An 18726-nucleotide genomic window follows, 5' to 3' on the forward strand; every position below is an offset into this window, starting at 1 on the left:
CGGCGAACATCATCAAGCACGTCCGCATGTTCGGGAAACCTGTTGACGACAAGAAATTCGTAGCGTTCAAAGGCTTCCCGGTAATCATTGTAACCGGAAGAAACCAGCTCCTGTTCTTCTTTTTCAAGGGAGGGGGCATGCCGCAGTTCCTGCTGCAACTGCAGCAATAAACCGTACTCCACCGTTGACGCCACGATCCGCAACCCGGCAAAACGCATGTCTTCGAGAGCCAGGCTCATCGGCAGCACATCATCGGCGACGCTTTTGAACTCGGTCTGGATGGTCCGGATCACGTTAACGGCAAAGAGCGCGATTCCGACAGCGAAACAGGAAAGAAACAGGTAGGAAAAAAGCAGTTTTTTATGAATCGTCAAGCGCATATTCCCCCCCAGATTAAACAACGGGAACAATCTGCAGCAGCCCCTCAAGAAATTTCAAACACTCGTGACATTACAGAAAGCCAGGCAAAAAAGCAGCATTTCTAATGACAATTCCACACGCCCCTTAAAGTCACCCGACAAACTCGATCCCCATGATGCTCACGTCATCGCTCGGGGCCCGGCCGCCCCCGAAATCCCGCAGGCAGACCATCAGCTCTTCCACGCCCTGATCAACCGGGTGGGTTCTGGCTTCCAGCAGAAAATCGAACAGGCGCTGCTCTCCGAACAGTTCGCCCGCTTCGGAGAAATACTCGGTGACGCCATCGGAATAAAGGTACAGGCGATCCCCCGGCCGCAGCTGGATCTCGGCCTCTTCGTACGGGACCAGGCCGCCAAGGCCGATCAGGGTGCCGCCCTCGCGCAGCAGCTCCAAAGAGCCGTCGGTGCGCACCACCACGGGCAGCGGATGCCCCCCGTTGCAATACCTGACCCTGCCCGCAGGCCAAGGCAAATGTCGTCGGTGCGCCCCGGTGACCAGTCTATTCGCCCTGGTTTTTGGTCTCCAGTTCTTCCCAGCGCGCGAACAGGGTCTCCAGCTCGCCCTCGATCCCTTCAAGTTCGCGGGCCACCGCGGCCATGCGCAGATGGTCGAGTTGGACGGGGTCGGCGAGCAGGGTTTCCCGTTCGGCCTTGCGTTCTTCGAGCTCGGCAATCTTCTTTTCCACCGCTTCGAGTTCGAGCCGCTCCTTGTAGCTGAGCCCCGTCTTCTTTTTTGCCTTCGGCTCGGCAACCGGTTTCGGGACGGCCTTGCGAACCTGCCGCTCTTCTTCGGCCTGCATTTCCTTGAAGCGGCAGAAATCCTCGTAGTTCCCTTCGTAGTAAACCACCTGCCCGTCACCTTCGAAATGCAGGATTCCGGTGGCCACGCGGTCGAGAAACCAGCGGTCGTGAGTGACCACCAGTACGCAGCCGGCATACTGGGCAAAGGCCTCTTCGAGCACCTGCATGGTCGGGATGTCGAGGTCGTTGGTCGGCTCGTCGAGCACCAGCAGATTGGCGCCCTGCAGCATCAGGCAGGCCAGCAGCAGCCGTGCCCGCTCGCCGCCGGAAAGGGTCGAGATGCGCTTGCGCTGTTCGGCGGCGGTAAAGAGGAAATCTTCGAGATAACCGATCTTGTGCCGCTTCTGTCCGGCCAGGGTGATCCAGTCCCCCTCCCCGACCGCCTCGTGAACGTACTGCTCGGGGTCGAGGCCGCTGCGGGCCTGGTCGAGATAGCCGATGCGGGTGTTGCTCCCAAGCACAACCTCGCCAGTCGTTGGCGCCAGTTCGCCGAGGGCGGTGCGCAGCAGGGTGGTCTTGCCGCAGCCGTTGGGGCCGAGAATCCCGATCCGTTCCCCCTTGCGCAGGATGAAGGAAAGCCGGTCGATCAGAGAGCGGCCGCCAAGCTCGACGCCCAGATCGCGAAATTCGAGGATGGTGCCGCCCAGGCGCTGCTCGGCAGTGAACTCGAGCTTGACGTCACGGACGCGCAGGTCCTTCTTTTGTTCGCGCAGATCCCCTACCCGGCCGATGCGGGCCTTCTGCTTGGTGGTGCGGGCCTTGGCGCCACGGAGCAGCCAGGCCTCCTCCCGGCGCAGCAGGTTCATCAGCCGGCTCTGGCCCCGCCCTTCGGCCTCGAGGCGCTCCTGCTTCTGCAGCAGGTAATCGCTGTAGCTGCCCCGGTACTGGGTCAGCTCGCCGTTATCCACTTCGAACATGCGGTTGACCACGCGGTCGAGAAAGTAGCGGTCGTGGGTGACCAGCACGACGGCTCCGGGATACTGCTGCAGCATCGTCTCCAGCCCGGCGATGGTGTCGGCATCGAGATGGTTGGTCGGCTCGTCGAGCAGCAGCAGTTCCGGCTCGCGCAGAAACATGCCGGCCAGCGCCACCTTCTTGACCCAGCCGCCGGACAATTCGCCCAGCTTCTGGCCCAGGTCAGTGATGCCGAAGCGCCCGCACATGTCGGCAATCCGGTGACCGAGATCCCAGCCGCCGTGATGATCGAGCCAGCCCTGCAGCTGGTGCTGCTCGTCCAGCAGCCGGGTCGCCTCAGCGCCCGCCGCCTGGGGGAGCCGGCCAAGGATTTCCTGATAACGGTTCACCCGGTCGCGCGCCCCCTCGAGACTGGCATCGAGGGTTTCGCCAATGGTCAGACCGGGGTCGAGCTGGGGTTCCTGGGGCAGGTACGCCGCGCTCAGGCCGCGCTTGCGGATCAGGCTGCCGCCGTCGGCATCTTCGGTCGCCGCCAGAATCCGCAGCAGGGTCGACTTGCCGCAGCCGTTGCGGCCGATAACCCCGACCTTCTCACCTTCGGCAATGGCAAAGGTGAGCCCGGACAAAACCGTGCGGGCGCCGTAGCTTTTCTGCAATTCAGTGACATCGATAACGTTCATGAATTTTCCAGCCCGTCGGGGCATAAAGAGTGGATGCGCAAAATACGGCCCATTTATACACGCTGTTCGGATAAAAACCAAGAATTGCCGGAGATAAACCGGGACCGGGACCCATGTGACATATTATGACACAGGAGTAATACAGACTGAGACCATCAGAAACGGGAGGTGACCATGTTTGAACTACTGATGCTGCTCGGATTTTTCTACGCAGGATTCTGCTATCTGCTGCCGGAGGCAAAGCAACCGTCCCAACCGACGGCGATGAAACGGATTGACGACAGACTTCTCTGCCGGGGCACTCGGCCCAAACCGCGCAAGGTCGCGCCTCATCTTGCATTAAGCAGCAAGCGTTGTCCCGGCGCGCAGGACGGTCAGAGGAAGCTTTTCAAAGCCGACCGCCTGTGTTAACCTTTTTGCCAGCGATTTTATGCAATGGCAGGAGGCCCGGCTTGAGAATCTCTTCTTTTCTGACATTTTTTCTGACCGGGATTCTGCTGGCGGGATCCGCCCTGGCGGCCGGCGAAACGACCCTGCCGACCCAGAGACAGTGGATGGTCAACCTGGTTACCGCCATGGGCTGGTCGTTCGGCCTGCCGGACACCCCCGCTGACAGCGACTACCTCAACATCCTCAGCGGTCGCAGGCAACTGAGGATCGAGGGCGAAGCCTCCTTTCAGGCCACGGATGCCGTTTCGGTCAAACGCTTTCAGACTTTTGGCAACTACAGCGGCGACGGCTGGCTGAGCGGCCTGGCCACCAGCACCACGGCCAACCTGCGCTTCCTGCTGCCGCACAGCGGCAGTTATCGCCTCAGCGTTGCCGTGCGCCGGCCGGGGCACCAAATCAGTATTGCCGGGCAGACCTTTACCGCCGACGGCGAGCAGGAATTCACCCGGATCGACCTGGGGCTGGTCCGGCTTTCCGCCGGCGAGCAGGAAGTCCACCTCCAGTTCCCTCCCGACGGCGGCTTCGATTACCTGGAACTGCAGGCGCCCGACCTGGCGACGATCACCCCCCTGGCCGGCTGGGAGCTCGATCGCCCGGTCACCCTGGACATCCTGGCCGTCACCGCGGCCCAGGTGCTCGGCCTGGAACCGCTGCTCCCCCCCCTGCCTGAGCGGATGACGATCGAGGCGGAATCCTCACGAAATATTACGGGCGCCCAGGCCACCGGCATCCGCCACCTCGGTGAACCGAGCGGCGGCAGCTGGCTGCGCGCCGGCACCATCCCGGCCACCGTTCAGCTCGACTTCACCCCGCCGGCGTCCGGAATTTACACGATGACCATCAGGGCCGCTTCGGATGCACCGATCACCGCCCTGCTGAACAATCGAAAACTGCTGGAAGCTTCACCGGCATCCTTTCTTCAAAACCTCCCTCTCGGGTCGGTTTTTCTTGAGCGCGGCAACAACACCCTGACCCTGACCCTGCCGCCCCGCGGCGGCCTGGACAGCTTGCAGCTTTTGGCCCAACGCTCGGAGGGCGCCGACTATCGCCGCCTGGTCGGGCTGCCGGCCGCCGGGATTCATCCCACCCCAGACCAGGTCGACCGCCTGCTGGCCCTGCTGGTGGCCATAAGCGCCCCGAGGTAGAGGCCTCATGGGGCTCTGGCTTTATCTGCTTGCCCTTGCGGCAGGCCTGGCAAGCGCCCCCTACCTTCCCCCCTCCGCACTCTGGACCGGTCTCACCCTGCTCTGCGCCGCACTCTTTCTGCTGCGGCGCCAATCGAGCTTCAGCCTGCTGCCGCTGCTGGTTTTCTTCTGGGCCCTGGGCTGCTCCCTCTATCATTTCGAGATAACCCCTCCTGCCGATGCCGGCCACATCCGCGCATTCGTCGGTGACAAGCCGCTGCGCATCGAAGGGACGATCTTCTCCGTCGCCCGCCGCTCCGGCGGCGGAGCGATCATCGATCTGCGGGCGGAGCGCGTCTCCGGCGAGCAAGCGGTCACGGCGGTTCACGGGGCGGTGCGGCTCTACATCGATCAAAGCGATTCGCTGCCGCAAGCCGGCCGCCGGATCGGCTTCATCTCTCGACTCCGGGCGCCTCGCAGTTACGGGACGCCCGGAGAATTCGATTTCCCCCGCCACCTCGCCTACCAGGATATCTTCGTTACCGCCTTCCTTGCCAAAGACCGCGATCTTGCGGTTTTCGCCCCAGGCGATATCCGCAAGAGGTCCATCGAAAACCTGCGCTCTGTCATCGGCGAACGCATCGACAAAGTCGTCGAACCCTCCATGGCGCCCCTGGTCCGGGCCCTGGTGATTGGCGACAAAAGCGGTCTTTCCCCCGAGCATAAACAGCTGCTGGCCGAAGGTGGGATTTCCCACCTGTTCGCCATTTCGGGCCTGCACATCGGCCTGGTCGCGGCCATGCTTTTTGCGATCAGCCGCTTTTTGTACCTGCGTTCGGAACGGCTTGCCCTGCTCGCCCCCCCCGTGCGTCTGCTCCCCCTGCTCTTGCTGCCGGCCCTACTGGCCTACCTGCTGCTGACCGGCAACGCCATTTCGACCCGGCGCGCCTTCGTCATGCTGCTGGCGGCTGCGGCACTGCTGCTCGGCTCTCGCCAGACTCCGCCGCTGAAGCTGCTGGCGACCTGTGCCTTCCTCTTTTTGCTGGGCGAACCGCTGATTCTTTTTCAGCCCGCCTTTCAGCTCTCCTTTGCCGGCCTGTTCGGAATCCTGGTCCTGGTGCCGCGCTGGCTGGCCTGGGTCCCGTCACGCCCCAGGCCGCTGCGGTACCTGGCCACGCTGGCCCTGACCACCCTGGCGGCCAGCCTGGCCACCGCCCCGCTGGTGCTGCTGAACTTTCACCTGGTGGCGCCGGCCGGGCTGGCAACCAACCTGTTCGCGGTACCTGCGGTCGCCTTTGCGGCCGTCCCCATAGGGCTTGCCGGAGCCGTGCTGGCCCCGCTCTGGGGCCAGGGGAGCGACTGGCTGTTCCAGGGGTGTGCCGCGACCATCCACAGCATCCTGGGCGCGGTCGAGCAACTGCTCAGGGTTCCTGCCCTGGGCGGCCATCTGAACTACGCTACGCCGGCGACCGTCATGGCCTCCTTTCTGCTGGCCGCAATCCTGCTGCTGCCGGGGGGTTCGAAACGCCGCTGGCAACTGCGCGGCCTGGCCGGGCTGACGGCAGCCCTGCTGCTTTGCGCGCCGCTGCGCCCGGTCCCGGCCCTTGCAGCCACGGCACTGAGTGTCGGCCAGGGCGACTCCACCCTGCTGAGCTTTGCCGGCCGCCACCATTATCTCATCGACGGCGGCGGCAGCTACAGCGATCACTTCGACACCGGCGAAAGGCTGGTGGCGCCGGCCCTGGGATGGCTGGGGGTACGCTCCCTCGATGCGGTCATCCTGACCCACGATCACCCCGACCACCGCAAAGGCCTGCTGTACGTTCTGCAGCATTTTGCCGTAGGTGAATTCTGGTCAGCGATCCCCCTGGACCAGCTTGACCCGCAACTCAGGCAAGTTCTTTCGGATAAAAAAATCCCCCTGGCCTGCCCGCCACCGGGCTGGAGCAGAATCGACGCCCGGGACGCCGGCCCCCTCTGGCTCTTCGTTCCGGACCAGCAGGACAGCAACCTGAACAACCGCTCGCTGGTGCTGCTGGCCGGTTGCGGCAATGACGCGGTCCTGCTGACCGGCGATCTCGAAGAAAAGGGGGTGCGGCAACTGCTGGCCGAACCGCTGCCGCAACCGGTCAACCTGCTCAAATACCCACACCACGGCAGTCGCAAATCCTGCCCCGAACTACTGCTGAATGAACTGGCCCCGCAACAGGTCTTCATCTCGCTCGGCGCCGGCAATTCGCACGGGTTCCCACACCCGGAAGTGGCTTCGGCCCTTAAGATGCGAAAGATCGCCACCTGGCAGACCGATCTCCACGGCAGCCTTCAATTTACCACCGCCGGCCGGGGCTGGCGAGCAACCCATTGGAACCAAAGGCTTTTCCGTTGACACAAAAATGAGACTCTGGTACGTTAGAAATTCCTACAGCAGGAGCACTCCTGGATGAAAAAACCCGCCATACTGGTCGTTGACGATGAGCTCTTTTTTCGCCGGCTTTACGCTGAACTGCTCGGCGAAGAGGGCTATGATGTAGAAGCCGTCGCTACCGGCGACAGTGCCCTCAACCGCCTGCGCCAGGGGGGCATCGACGTGGTACTGACCGACCTGGTCATGCCCGGCATCAGCGGGCTCGACGTGCTCCGCCAGGCGCGCGGCATCAGTAATCCTCCCGAAGTCATTCTCGCCACCAGCCACGCCAGCCTGGAAACAGCCATTCAGGCACTCAAGAGCGGCGCTCGCGACTACCTTATCAAGCCGTTTGATCCCGAAGAACTCAGGCACCTGGTCCGCACCAGCCTCGAACAACGGCGCCTGCTCGATGAAAACACCCTGCTCAAGGGGCAGATCCGGCTTTTTCAGGCCGGCCAGAACCTGGCTTCGCAGATGGAAAATGAAAAACTGCTGCCCCAGGCCATTGAAACCATGATGCGGGAAATCGGTGAGGGCCGCGCCTTCGCCTTTCTGCAGGAGCGCAACAAGACTCCCAGGATCATCGGTTCCCATGGCGCTGACAACGAAGCTCAGATGCAGACCATGGGGCAGGCCCTGTTTACCGGCCTGCGTAATATTAGCGGGCTTCGCCTGATGCAAAAAGAAGAACTGCCCCGCAAATCGACCTGGCCCGACGACCTGCGCACCCTGTGCGTCTTTCCCCTGCGCTTCGGCAAGCACCTGCGCGGAGCCCTCTTTTTCTACAACGCCCCCGGTGCCGACCTGCCACGGCCGTTTCCTTACGAAAACCTGCTGTTTCTGGCCGAGCAGACGGCCAGCGGTTTTCAAAACGCCTGCCGTTTTCAGGGGACCAAAGACCTGATCTACATCGACGACCTGACCGGCCTGCACAACTACCGCTACCTGCAGTTGATCCTCGATCAGGAGATCCGCCGTGCCGAACGCTACGGCCTCGAACTGGCCCTGATATTCATGGATCTCGATCACTTCAAAACCGTCAACGATTCGCACGGCCATCTTGCCGGTAGTCGGGTATTGAAAGAAGTGTCCGACCTGTTGCGCAAATGCGTTCGCGAGGTCGACCTGGTGTTTCGTTACGGCGGCGACGAATTTACCGCCCTGCTGGTCGAAACCGGCAGCCAGGGAAGTTCCGTGGTCAGCGAGCGCATCCGCAGAACCATTGAAAACCATCCGTTCCTGGCCGACACCGCCACCCCGGTTCACCTGACCGCCACCGTAGGGCAAGCCGTTTACCCTGGCAACGCGGCCAACAAGCAATCCCTCATCGACCTCGCCGACCAGGCCATGTACCATGGCAAGCAGGTGCGCAACGTCATTCGGGGCGCCTGGGAAATCACGTAATCACCGCCGGCCTTCCCCGTCTGGATGACTCTCAGCAATCACCGCGACATCCTCGCAGACAACTTCCCTGACAATCTCGACAGGGCACCGTAGCAATTCATTCGATTCTGCGCTATGCTATGGGCCGCATTCCGGCCTGAAGATGGCCCGAATGGCATATTAACAGTGAAAGGTAGAACAGCGTGAGCATCACAGGCATCAAGGGAATGAACGATATCCTGCCGGGTGAAGTCGAAACCTGGCAATTTCTTGAAGAACAGGCCCGGCGCATTTTCGGCACCTACGGCTTTTCCGAAATCCGGGTCCCGGTGGTGGAAAAGACCGAACTTTTCTGCCGCTCGATCGGTGAGACCACCGACATCGTCGAAAAGGAAATGTACACCTTCAACGATAAGAGCGACAATTCGCTGACCCTGCGCCCCGAAGGGACTGCGCCGGTCATGCGCTCCTTCATCCAGAACAAACTGCACACGAAAGACCCGGTTGCCAAGCTCTATTATATGGGCCCGATGTTCCGCTACGAGCGGCCGCAGAAAGGGCGCTACCGTCAATTTCACCAGATCGGCGCCGAGGTCATCGGGGTCGAGGATGCGAAAATCGATGCCCAGGTTCTGACCATGCTGGCCCATTACTTCGATGCCGTCGGCATCCAGGATGTTGAACTGCAGCTCAACTCTCTCGGCTGCCCCGAGTGCCGGCCGGCCTACCGGCAGGCACTGACCAGCTTTCTCGAAGCACACCTTGAGGCCCTCTGTGACGACTGTCGGCGGCGCTACCAGACCAACCCGCTGCGGGTTCTCGACTGCAAGGTGCCCGGGTGCAAGGAAGCGACCGCCGAAGCCCCGTCGGTACTCGATCACCTGTGCGGCGGCTGCGATGATCATTTCGGCAAAGTCCAGGGCTACCTGCACGATGTCGGCACCCCGTTTACCATCAATGCCCGCATGGTCCGCGGGCTCGACTATTACAGCAAGACCACCTTCGAAATGGTCACCAATAGCCTGGGCTCACAGAATGCCGTCGCCGCCGGCGGTCGTTACGACGGCCTGATCAAGGACTTGGGAGGACCGCCGCTGTCCGGCATCGGCTTTGCCATGGGGGTCGAACGCCTGGCGCTGATGAAAGGCGAGGGCCGCATTGAGCCCGGCCGCCCCGACCTGTTTCTGGCCACCCTGGGGGACGACCCGGCACGCTATGCCTTTGGCCTCATGACACGCCTGCAGCGCCGCGGCCTGCACGCCGAAATGGATTACGAGGGGAAAAGCCTCAAATCCCAGTTGCGTCGGGCCGACAAACTGCAGGCCAGGCGGGTGCTGATTATCGGCGGCGACGAACTGGCCCGCGGCGAAGCCCAGCTGCGCACCATGGAAACCAGCTCGCAGGAAACCATTTCGCTCGAAGGCATCGAGAATCTGCTGCTGGCCGGGTTGACGCCGGCCTCCTGACAGGGGATAGTTCTTGACGGTCTCCGGATCGGTTCATATAATGCTTAATTCGTTTAAACTCAGACTAAAGACTCTACTCATAATACCGGGAGGATACAAACTTGAACGACGTGCTGGGTGACTGGAAAAGAAGCCATTACTGCGGCCAGGTAACGGCAGAGGAAATCGGCAAAGAAGTGTGCCTGATGGGCTGGGTTCAACGGCGGCGCGACCACGGTGGACTGATTTTCATTGACCTGCGTGACCGCGAAGGCATCGTGCAGCTTGCGCTCGACCCTGACCGTGACCCCGAAGCCCACGGCAAGGCCGACAAAATCCGCAACGAGTTCGTGGTCGCCATCCGGGGCAAGGTTTCCCCCCGTCCCGAGGGGACCGTCAACCCGAAAATGAAGACCGGCGAGATCGAAGTGGAGATAAGCGACCTGCGCATCCTCAACACGGCAAAAACCCCGCCCTTCATGCTCGATGAATTCACCGATGTGGCGGAAAACATCCGCCTCAAGCACCGTTACCTCGACCTGCGCCGCACCACGGTACAGAACAACCTGATGCTGCGCTACCAGGTGACCCGCACCGTGCGCCGCTACCTCGACAGCCACGGCTTCCTCGACATCGAAACCCCGGTGTTGACCAAGAGTACCCCGGAAGGCGCCCGCGACTACCTGGTTCCGAGCCGCGTCAACCCCGGCACCTTCTATGCGCTGCCCCAATCTCCCCAGCTGTTCAAGCAGCTGCTGATGGTTTCCGGCTTCGACCGCTACTTCCAGATCGTCCGCTGCTTTCGCGACGAAGATTTGCGTGCCGACCGCCAGCCTGAATTCACCCAGATCGACTGCGAAATGAGCTTTGTCGGCCGCGATGACGTCATCCGGGTGATGGAGGGAATGATCGCCGCGGTCTTCAAGGAGGCGATCGGCGCGGAAGTGACCCTGCCGATGCCCCGCATGACCTACCAGGAGGCGCTGGCCCGCTACGGGGTCGACAACCCCGACCTGCGTTTCGACCTCGAGCTGATCGAACTCTCCGACCTGGTCGCATCCTGCGGCTTCAAGGTGTTCGCCGATGCGGTGGCAGGCGGCGGCATGGTCAAGGCCATCAACGTCAAGGGGGGCGCCAGCATGTCCCGCAAGGAGCTTGACGACCTGACCGAGTTCGTCAAGATCTACGGCGCCAAGGGCCTGGCCTGGGTGAAGATGACCGAAGAAGGCTGGCAGTCACCGATCGCCAAGTTCTTCACCGCTGACGAATTGGCGGCCCTCAATCAGCGGATGGAGGCCCAACTGGGTGACCTGCTGCTGTTCGTCGCCGACTCGTACAAGGTTACCAACGAATCCCTGGGCCGGCTGCGCGGACACCTCGGCAACAAGCTCGGCCTGGCCAAGAAAGACGACTACAAGTTCGTCTGGGTCACCGACTTCCCCTTGCTCGAGTGGGATGGGGAAGCCCGCCGCCACGTCGCCGTGCACCATCCTTTCACCGCGCCGATGGACGAGGATGTGGCGCTGCTGGCCACCGATCCAGGCAAAGCTCGGGCCAAGGCCTACGACCTGGTCCTCAACGGCTCGGAAATCGGCGGCGGCAGCATCCGTATCCATGACCAGTCCGTCCAGAGCCAGATGTTTCAGCTGATGGGCATCGGCGAAGAGGAGGCCCGGACCAAGTTCGGCTTTCTGCTGGATGCCCTCGAGTACGGCGCTCCGCCCCATGGCGGCATCGCCTTCGGCCTGGACCGGCTGACCATGATCCTCACCGGTTCCGACTCGATCCGCGACGTGATCGCCTTCCCCAAGACCCAGAAGGCGACGTGCCTGATGTCCGAAGCCCCGGGCCTGGTGGACGAAAAACAGTTGCGCGAACTGCACATCAGACTGGCTGCCAAAGCCAAGTAATTTTCCCCCTGCCGGGGATTCCCCCCTGAATCCCCGGCACTACTCTGCCCTTCCGGCATATCGGGCCGATGAAGGTTACTTATGCACAGAACATTCATCATCCTGATCGCTCTGTCCATTTTCTCTTACGGGTGCGCCTCCCCTCCCCGCAAGGAACTTGAAGCCGCCCGTATTGCCATCTCCAAGGCCCACGCCAGCGGGGCTCCCGAACTCGCCCCCGGAAAATACCAGACCGCCGTCGAAGTAATGACCAATGGTGAAGAACTTGTCACCCGGGGGCAGTACCGACTGGCCCGCGAAACCTTCCCCTACGCTGAAGCACTGGCCCAGCAGGCGATTCACGCCGCCCGCGAAGAACAGTTGCGGCGCGACCTTGAGGAAACCCGCAACAAGGAAAAGCTTGAACTGCTAAAAAAGCAGCTCAAAGAAGAGCAAAAGAGCAAGCCCAAACAACCGCCGAAAACCGCCAGCAAGCCGGCTCCAGCCAAACCCAAGCCACTGCCTCCCCCGCCCCCGCCTCCACCGCCGCCCGTGACCAGCTACCTCGTCGGAAACGGCGAAACACTCTGGTTTATTGCCGCCCAGAAACAGGTTTACCAGGATGCCTTTCTCTGGCCCCTGATTTACCGCGCCAATCGTGACCAGATTAAAGATCCGCGGCAGATCTACCCGGGCCAGACCCTGAACATTCCACGCAACCTGAGTGAGGAAGAAACCAAAGAGGCCCGGGCTACGGCCCGCAAATCCGACATCTTCCCGCTCGACCTTTTAATTAAAGCGTCACCGGGCAAAGCGCGCTGACACACTGTTCTACGCGATCGGAAAAGCCCTTCAAATCAGCCCGCCGGGGACCATATTTTTTCTTGACAGCCATTAACCCTTTGTATACTGTATACACGATTTGGGACCAATACGGATTGAGGCGAAGATGATTTGCCTTCCTTTACGCCTTTGGCGTATCTGGCATGACAACCAAGGAGAGAGACATGACAAAAAAAGCATCAACGATTATCTGGTCAGAAATTGATGAAGCTCCGGCGCTCGCAACCTACGCCTTGCTCCCGATCGTGCAGAAATTCCTCAAGGGTTCTGGCGTCAACGTTGAAACCCGGGACATTTCCCTTTCGGGCAGGATCATCGCCAACTTCCCCGACAACCTGACGGAAGCCCAGAAAATTCCTGATTTCCTCACCCAACTGGGCGAGATCTCGCTGACCCCTGAAGCCAACATCATCAAACTGCCCAATGTCAGCGCCTCCATTCCCCAGCTGCAGGACGCCATTAAAGAGCTGCAGGAGCAGGGCTACAACATCCCCGACTATCCGGAAGAGCCGAAAAACGATGCCGAGAAGGCACTGCAGGCCAGATTCTCCAAGTGCCTGGGCAGCGCCGTCAACCCGGTTCTGCGTGAAGGCAACTCTGACCGCCGCGCCGCCGCCTCGGTCAAGAAATTCGCCCAGAAAAACCCCCACAGAATGATGAAGCCCTGGCCTGCCGTGTCCAAGACCCGCGTAGCGCACATGACGGAAAAAGACTTTTTCGCCAGCGAGACCTCCATCACCGTCAAAGATGCGACATCGGTAAAATACGAATTCGTTGCAGCCGATGGCAGCGTCACTCTCCTGAAAGACAAGCTGGCCCTGCAGGCTGGCGAAGTACTTGATTCATCGTCGCTGAACATCGCTGCCGTGCGTAAATTCTATGCAGAGCAGATTGAGGTCGCAAAAAAGGATGGCGTGCTGCTGTCCCTGCACCTCAAAGCGACCATGATGAAAATCTCCGACCCCTACATCTTCGGTCAATGCGTCACCGTTTTCTACAAAGATGTATTCGACAAGTACGGTGATGTATTCAAGGAGCTGGGCGTCAATGTCAGCAACGGCCTGGGCGACGTCTATGCCAAGATCAAGCGACTGCCCGAAGCCAAGAAGGCCGAAATCGAAGCGGCCATCATGGATGTCTACAAGACCCGCCCCGCCCTGGCGATGGTCGACTCCCGCAAAGGCATCACCAACCTGCACGTTCCCAATGACGTCATCATCGATGCCTCGATGCCGGTCGTTGTTCGCGACGGCGGCCAGATGTGGAACCTCAAGGACGAGCTTCAGGATACTCTCGCCATGGTTCCCGACCGCTGCTACGCCACCATGTATCAGACCATCATCGAAGACTGCCAGAAGCACGGCCAGTTCAACCCGGCCACCATGGGTCACGTATCCAACGTCGGCCTGATGGCTCAGAAGGCCGAAGAGTACGGCTCCCACGACAAGACCTTCTTCGCCCAGGGCAATGGCAAGATCCGCGTCGTGGATGCTTCCGGAGCCATCCTGCTTGAGCAGACGGTGGAAAAAGGCGACGTCTTCCGGTCCTGCCAGACCAAGGATGCTCCCATCCGGGACTGGGTCAAACTGGCTGTTACCCGCGCCAAGGCTTCCGGCTCCCCGGCCATCTTCTGGCTGGACGAAAATCGCGGCCACGATGCGCAGATCATCAACAAGGTCAACACCTACCTGAAAGACCACGACACCACCGGTCTCGACATCCGCATCATGAAGCCGGTCGACGCCATGAAGTTCGCCTGCGAAAGGGCCAGAAAAGGTCAGGACACCATTACCGTTACCGGCAACGTCCTGCGTGACTACCTGACTGACCTCTTCCCGATCCTGGAACTCGGCACCAGTGCAAGAATGCTCTCCATCGTCCCCCTGCTGAACGGCGGCGGGCTGTTCGAGACCGGCGCCGGCGGCTCCGCGCCCAAGCATGTCGAGCAGTTCCTCAAAGAAGGTCACCTGCGTTGGGACTCCCTCGGTGAATACTGCGCCCTGGTCCCCTCACTGGAGCATGTTGCCAGCAGAACCAAGGACGAGAAAATCCAGCTCTTTGCCGACACCCTCGATCAGGGCGTCACCAAGTACCTGGAAAATGCCAAGGCGCCTTCCCGCAAGGTGAACGAGATTGACAACCGTGGCAGCAGCTTCTACCTCGCCATGTACTGGGCCCAGGCCCTGGCCATGCAAAGTAAAGATGCCGAACTGAAGGCCCGTTTCACCAAGGTCGCCGCGGCCCTCGAAACGAACGAAGCCAAGATTAATCAGGAGCTTCTCGCTGCCCAGGGCAAACCGGTGGATATCGGCGGCTACTACCGCCCCGACCCGGTTAAAGCCGAGAAGGCCATGCGCCCCAGCGCAACCCTGAACGCAATTATCGACGCAATGTAAAAGCCTTAGCAGGTACGGGGCAACAGGATTGCCCCGTACCGTGTTTTTCCATTTCCCAACTTAAGGAGAGAAGACAATGGCAAGACCTAAAATCGCTCTTATCGGTGGTGGTCAGATTGGTGGCGTTCTGGCTCAGCTCTGCGCCCTGCGTGAACTGGGTGATGTTGTGCTGTTCGACATCGTTGACGGCCTGCCCCAGGGCAAGTGCCTCGACCTCGCCGAAGCCTCCCCGGTTGACGGCTTTGACGTCAACATCAAAGGCACCAACGATTACAGCGACATTCAAGGCTCCGACGTCGTCATCGTCACCGCCGGCCTGCCCCGCAAGCCCGGCATGAGCCGCGATGACCTGATCGAAGTCAACTCCAAGATCATGACTTCGGTTTCCGAAGGGATCAAGCAGTACGCTCCCAACGCCTTCGTCATCATCATCTCCAACCCCCTCGACGCCATGGTTACCCTGTGCCAGAAGATCACCGGCTTCCCCTCCGAGCGCGTCATGGGCCAGGCCGGCGTACTCGACTCGGCCCGTTTCCAGAGCTTCATCGCCTGGGAACTCGGCGTATCCATCAAGGACGTAAACGCCATGACTCTCGGCGGCCACGGCGACACCATGGTTCCCCTGGTTCGCTACGCCAGCGTCAACGGCATTCCGGTCATGGAACTGCTTGAGCAGAAGTACGGCAGCGCTGCCAAGGCCAAAGAAGTCATGGACGCCATGGTTGCCCGCACCAAGGATGCCGGCGGTGAAGTCGTTCGCCTGCTGAAAACCGGCAGCGCCTTCTACAGCCCGGCCTCCTCTGCTGTCGCCATGGCTGAGTCGATCCTCAAGGACCAGAAGCGCGTCCTGCCGGTCTGCGCCCTGCTCAAGGGTGAATTCGGCGTCAAAGGCTTCTACGTCGGCGTCCCCTGTATCCTCGGCGCCAAAGGCATCGAAAAGGTTGTCGAGTTCAAACTCAATGCCGAAGAGCAGGCCATGTTTGACAACTCGGTTGCCGCTGTTAAAGAACTTGTCGGCAGCATGAAGATGTAATTTCAGCTAGTTACTTGCCAGTCCCAAAGAAGGGCAATGGCAACATTGCCCTTCTTTTCTGTTACACAGAAAAAATATTGTTAGCGCAGTTATTTTGTGGCGACGTATACAATACTTATGGTAGGATTTCGACGTTTTTACCGGCGGTTACGCCGGGGTCAACTATCTGAAAAGGAGAACATCTGGAATGAGCAGTGCGAAAATTGAGGTCATCGAAAAGTACTGCAAGGGGTGCAGCATCTGTGTGGATTTCTGCCCCAAGCAGGTACTTGAGATGGACGCGTTCGTGGTTAAGGTTGTCAAGCCGGAAGATTGCATCGTTTGCATGCAATGCGAGCTTCGTTGCCCTGACTTTGCCATCAAGGTCCACAAAGATTAATTTTTCACAGGAGGTCGATTAACGTGGCTAAAAAAGTTGCTGTTATTCAGGGGAACACTGCTTGCGCCCTCGGTGCTATGTATGCCGGGTGCTCTTTTTTCGGCGGTTACCCAATCACTCCATCTACCGAAGTTGCTGAGGTTATGTCCGAAGAACTTCCCAAGGTGGGCGGTAAATTCATCCAGATGGAAGACGAAATTGCTGCCATGGCATCGGTTATCGGCGCTTCCCTTGCCGGAGCCAAGGCCTTGACTGCGACTTCGGGTCCCGGTGTATCACTCAAGCAGGAACTGATCGGCTATGCCTGCATTGCCGAGACCCCCTGCGTCATCATCAACGTTATGCGTGGCGGTCCTTCGACCGGTATGCCGACCGGCCCCGGCCAGTCCGACGTACAGCAGGCAAAATGGGGCACCCATGGTGACCATGCTACCATTGCACTGGTTCCCTCATCGATTCAGGAAATTTTCACTGAAACGGTACGCGCTTTCAACCTGGCAGAAAAATACCGCATGCCAGTACAGGTGCTCTACGATGAAATCGTCGGCCACATGCGTGAGCCGATCGAATTTCCCGAGCCGGGCGAACTTGAAATCATCAATCGTACCACTCCGACAGTTGCTCCTGCGGATTACAAGCCTTACGATACCAGTTTTGGCGACGTTCCGCCGCTGGCCGCGTTCGGCTCCGAATACCGCTTCCACGTCACTGGTCTGAACAAAGCACAGGACGGCTTCCCAACCACCAAGGCCGAACTGGTAGACGCCGAAGAGCGCCGCCAGATACGTAAGGTTGAATCGGCAGAAAATGCAGCCGCCATCGAGAAAAATGAAGAATATCTGTGTAACGATGCAGAAGTCCTCGTTTTCGCTTACGGCTCAACAGCCCGTAGTGCTCGTTATGCGGTCAACGAAATGCGTAAAGAAGGAATCAAGGCCGGCCTGTTCCGTCCTATCACCCTCTGGCCCTTCCCCGAAAAGCGCGTACAGGCCCTCGGTAAGCAGGTCAAAGCAATCGTCGTCCCCGAAATGAACCTCGGACAAATGATTCTTGAAGTTGAGCGTGTTACTAAAGGGAGCTGTGCCCTTGGCGGCGTATTCCGGGTCGACGGTGAACCGATCAATCCCGGCCAGATCATGAAGAAGGTCAAGGAGGTAATGTAATGTCGTACGATTATGATAAATGGCTCCGTCCCGGGAAACTTCCCCACATCTGGTGCCCTGGCTGCGGTCACGGTATTGTAATGAAAGGCCTGATCCGGGCCATGGACACCTGTGGTCTTGAAAAAAACAATACCGCTATCGTCTCTGGTATTGGCTGCGCCAGCCGTCTTCCCGGCTATATTGATGCTTGCACCCTGCATACCGCTCACGGCCGGGCTGCGGCCTTCGCCACCGGCGTCAAGATGGCCAAGCCTGAAATGACCGTCATCTGCTGCGGCGGAGACGGCGATGGTACTGCCATCGGTGGTAACCACTTCATTCACGCTTGCCGCCGTAACATTGACATGACCTACGTGATCATGAACAACTATATCTACGGCATGACCGGCGGTCAGTTCTCCCCTTGTACTCCGACCGGGATGAAAGCCTCCACCACTCCGTATGGCAACCCTGATCCGATTTTCGACATCAGCAAACTCGCGATCGGCGCCGGCGCTACCTTTGTCGCCCGGACTACGGCCTTTCATGCGACCCAGATCGACAAATTGATTGTCGAAGGAATCAAGCACAAAGGAATGGCAGTAATCGAAGTTCTGGACGACTGCCCCACCAGCTACGGTCGCCGTAACAAATACCGCAGCGTTGTCGACATGATGAAGCGCCTGAAGGATATTGCCGTTCCGGTAGCCGCTGCCGCCAAGATGACCGCCGAACAACTCGAAGGCAAAACTCTGACCGGTGTTCTGTACAAGGAAGACAAGCCCGAGTACTGCGAACAGTACGCCAAGGTCATCGCTAAAGCTAAAGGCGCTTGATCGTCAATCTGTGAATTAAGGAGAGTTTAATATGGCTGAAAGATATGAAATCCGGTTCTCCGGGGCTGGCGGCCAAGGTCTGATTACGGCCGGCATTATCCTTGCCGAGGCGGCCGCGATCCTTGAAAAAAAACATGCTGCACAGTCCCAGAGCTATGGCCCTGAGGCCCGCGGCGGCGCTTCCAAGTCTGAGGTTATCATTTCCGATAGCCCGATTGACTACCCCAAAGCGACCATCGTCGATGCCTGCTTGGCCATGACCCAGGAATCTGCCGACAAGTATGCCAATGGCATCAAGGAAGGCGGCGTCCTCCTGCTGGACAGCGACATGGTTACCCGTGATCCTAAGGGAAATTTCAAGACCTACAAGCTGCCGATCATGCGGACCGCCAGAGTCGACCTTGGTCGTGAAATCGTCGCCAATGTGGTCGCACTTGGTGCCATGATTGCCCTGACCAATGTGGTTTCTCGTGAATCCGGTGAAAAAGCGGTACTGGCTAAGGTTCCCGAAGCCTTTGTCGCTTTGAACAAAAAAGCCTACAGCCTTGGCTTTGAGATGGCTAAAGCTCTGATCTAAGCGCAGA

General features: G+C 59.7%; 15 protein-coding genes and 1 pseudogene. 13 read left to right on the forward strand and 3 right to left on the reverse strand.

Annotated features, from left to right (window positions below):
• The 3 genes and pseudogenes from ABYV89_RS05445 to ABYV89_RS05455 form a co-directional block, all read right to left on the reverse strand.
• Positions 1-380 (reverse strand): annotated as a pseudogene (locus ABYV89_RS05445) (hypothetical protein); the annotation flags it as partial.
• Positions 381-510: 130 nt separating this feature from the next.
• Complete coding sequence (locus tag ABYV89_RS05450; protein WP_432821925.1) at positions 511-996, reverse strand: PP2C family protein-serine/threonine phosphatase; 486 nt, start codon at positions 994-996, stop codon at positions 511-513.
• The gene (locus ABYV89_RS05455) at positions 920-2815 is read right to left on the reverse strand and encodes an ABC-F family ATP-binding cassette domain-containing protein (protein ID WP_432821926.1); all 1896 of its coding nucleotides are present in this window, start codon (positions 2813-2815) and stop codon (positions 920-922) included. The genes ABYV89_RS05450 and ABYV89_RS05455 overlap by 77 nt, the downstream gene beginning before the upstream one ends.
• A gap of 174 nt (positions 2816-2989) precedes the next feature.
• On the opposite strand from ABYV89_RS05455, the gene ABYV89_RS05460 reads away from it, so the two are divergent.
• The 13 genes from ABYV89_RS05460 (at position 2990) to ABYV89_RS05520 (ending at position 18719) form a co-directional block, all read left to right on the forward strand.
• Complete coding sequence (locus ABYV89_RS05460; protein ID WP_432821927.1) at positions 2990-3226, forward strand: hypothetical protein; 237 nt, start codon at positions 2990-2992, stop codon at positions 3224-3226.
• A 41-nt stretch (positions 3227-3267) separates the two neighbouring features.
• Positions 3268-4410: a hypothetical protein gene (locus ABYV89_RS05465; RefSeq protein ID WP_432821928.1), complete on the forward strand. Its 1143-nt coding sequence runs from the start codon at positions 3268-3270 to the stop codon at positions 4408-4410.
• Positions 4411-4417: 7 nt separating this feature from the next.
• On the forward strand, positions 4418-6775 hold the full coding sequence (locus ABYV89_RS05470; protein WP_432821929.1) for a DNA internalization-related competence protein ComEC/Rec2: 2358 nt from the start codon (positions 4418-4420) through the stop codon (positions 6773-6775).
• Between the two features lie 54 nt (positions 6776-6829).
• Positions 6830-8200 (forward strand): diguanylate cyclase, encoded by a 1371-nt coding sequence (locus ABYV89_RS05475; RefSeq protein WP_432821930.1) that lies wholly within the window; start codon positions 6830-6832, stop codon positions 8198-8200.
• Positions 8201-8406: 206 nt separating this feature from the next.
• A complete protein-coding gene (gene hisS / locus ABYV89_RS05480) occupies positions 8407-9645 on the forward strand; it encodes a histidine--tRNA ligase (protein ID WP_432821939.1) in 1239 nt (412 codons plus the stop codon).
• 101 nt (positions 9646-9746) lie between these two features.
• Positions 9747-11534: an aspartate--tRNA ligase gene (gene aspS / locus ABYV89_RS05485; RefSeq protein ID WP_432821931.1), complete on the forward strand. Its 1788-nt coding sequence runs from the start codon at positions 9747-9749 to the stop codon at positions 11532-11534.
• A gap of 81 nt (positions 11535-11615) precedes the next feature.
• Positions 11616-12335, forward strand: a complete 720-nt coding sequence (locus ABYV89_RS05490; protein WP_432821932.1) for a LysM peptidoglycan-binding domain-containing protein — start codon at positions 11616-11618, stop codon at positions 12333-12335.
• A gap of 185 nt (positions 12336-12520) precedes the next feature.
• On the forward strand, positions 12521-14752 hold the full coding sequence (locus ABYV89_RS05495; RefSeq protein ID WP_432821933.1) for an NADP-dependent isocitrate dehydrogenase: 2232 nt from the start codon (positions 12521-12523) through the stop codon (positions 14750-14752).
• 76 nt (positions 14753-14828) lie between these two features.
• Positions 14829-15785, forward strand: coding sequence for a malate dehydrogenase (mdh, locus tag ABYV89_RS05500; RefSeq protein WP_432821934.1), 957 nt, complete (start codon positions 14829-14831; stop codon positions 15783-15785).
• Between the two features lie 187 nt (positions 15786-15972).
• Positions 15973-16164, forward strand: a complete 192-nt coding sequence (locus ABYV89_RS05505; RefSeq protein WP_432821935.1) for a 4Fe-4S binding protein — start codon at positions 15973-15975, stop codon at positions 16162-16164.
• Positions 16165-16187: 23 nt separating this feature from the next.
• Positions 16188-17327: a 2-oxoacid:acceptor oxidoreductase subunit alpha gene (locus ABYV89_RS05510; RefSeq protein ID WP_432821936.1), complete on the forward strand. Its 1140-nt coding sequence runs from the start codon at positions 16188-16190 to the stop codon at positions 17325-17327.
• The gene (locus ABYV89_RS05515; RefSeq protein ID WP_432821937.1) at positions 17327-18142 is read left to right on the forward strand and encodes a 2-oxoacid:ferredoxin oxidoreductase subunit beta; all 816 of its coding nucleotides are present in this window, start codon (positions 17327-17329) and stop codon (positions 18140-18142) included. Before ABYV89_RS05510 ends, ABYV89_RS05515 begins: the two co-directional genes overlap by 1 nt.
• A 31-nt stretch (positions 18143-18173) precedes the next feature.
• Positions 18174-18719, forward strand: coding sequence for a 2-oxoacid:acceptor oxidoreductase family protein (locus tag ABYV89_RS05520; protein ID WP_432821938.1), 546 nt, complete (start codon positions 18174-18176; stop codon positions 18717-18719).
• The last annotated feature ends 7 nt before the right edge of the window (positions 18720-18726 follow it).

The sequence above is a fragment of the Trichloromonas sp. genome (assembly GCF_041583255.1).
Taxonomy (GTDB): domain Bacteria; phylum Desulfobacterota; class Desulfuromonadia; order Desulfuromonadales; family Trichloromonadaceae; genus Trichloromonas.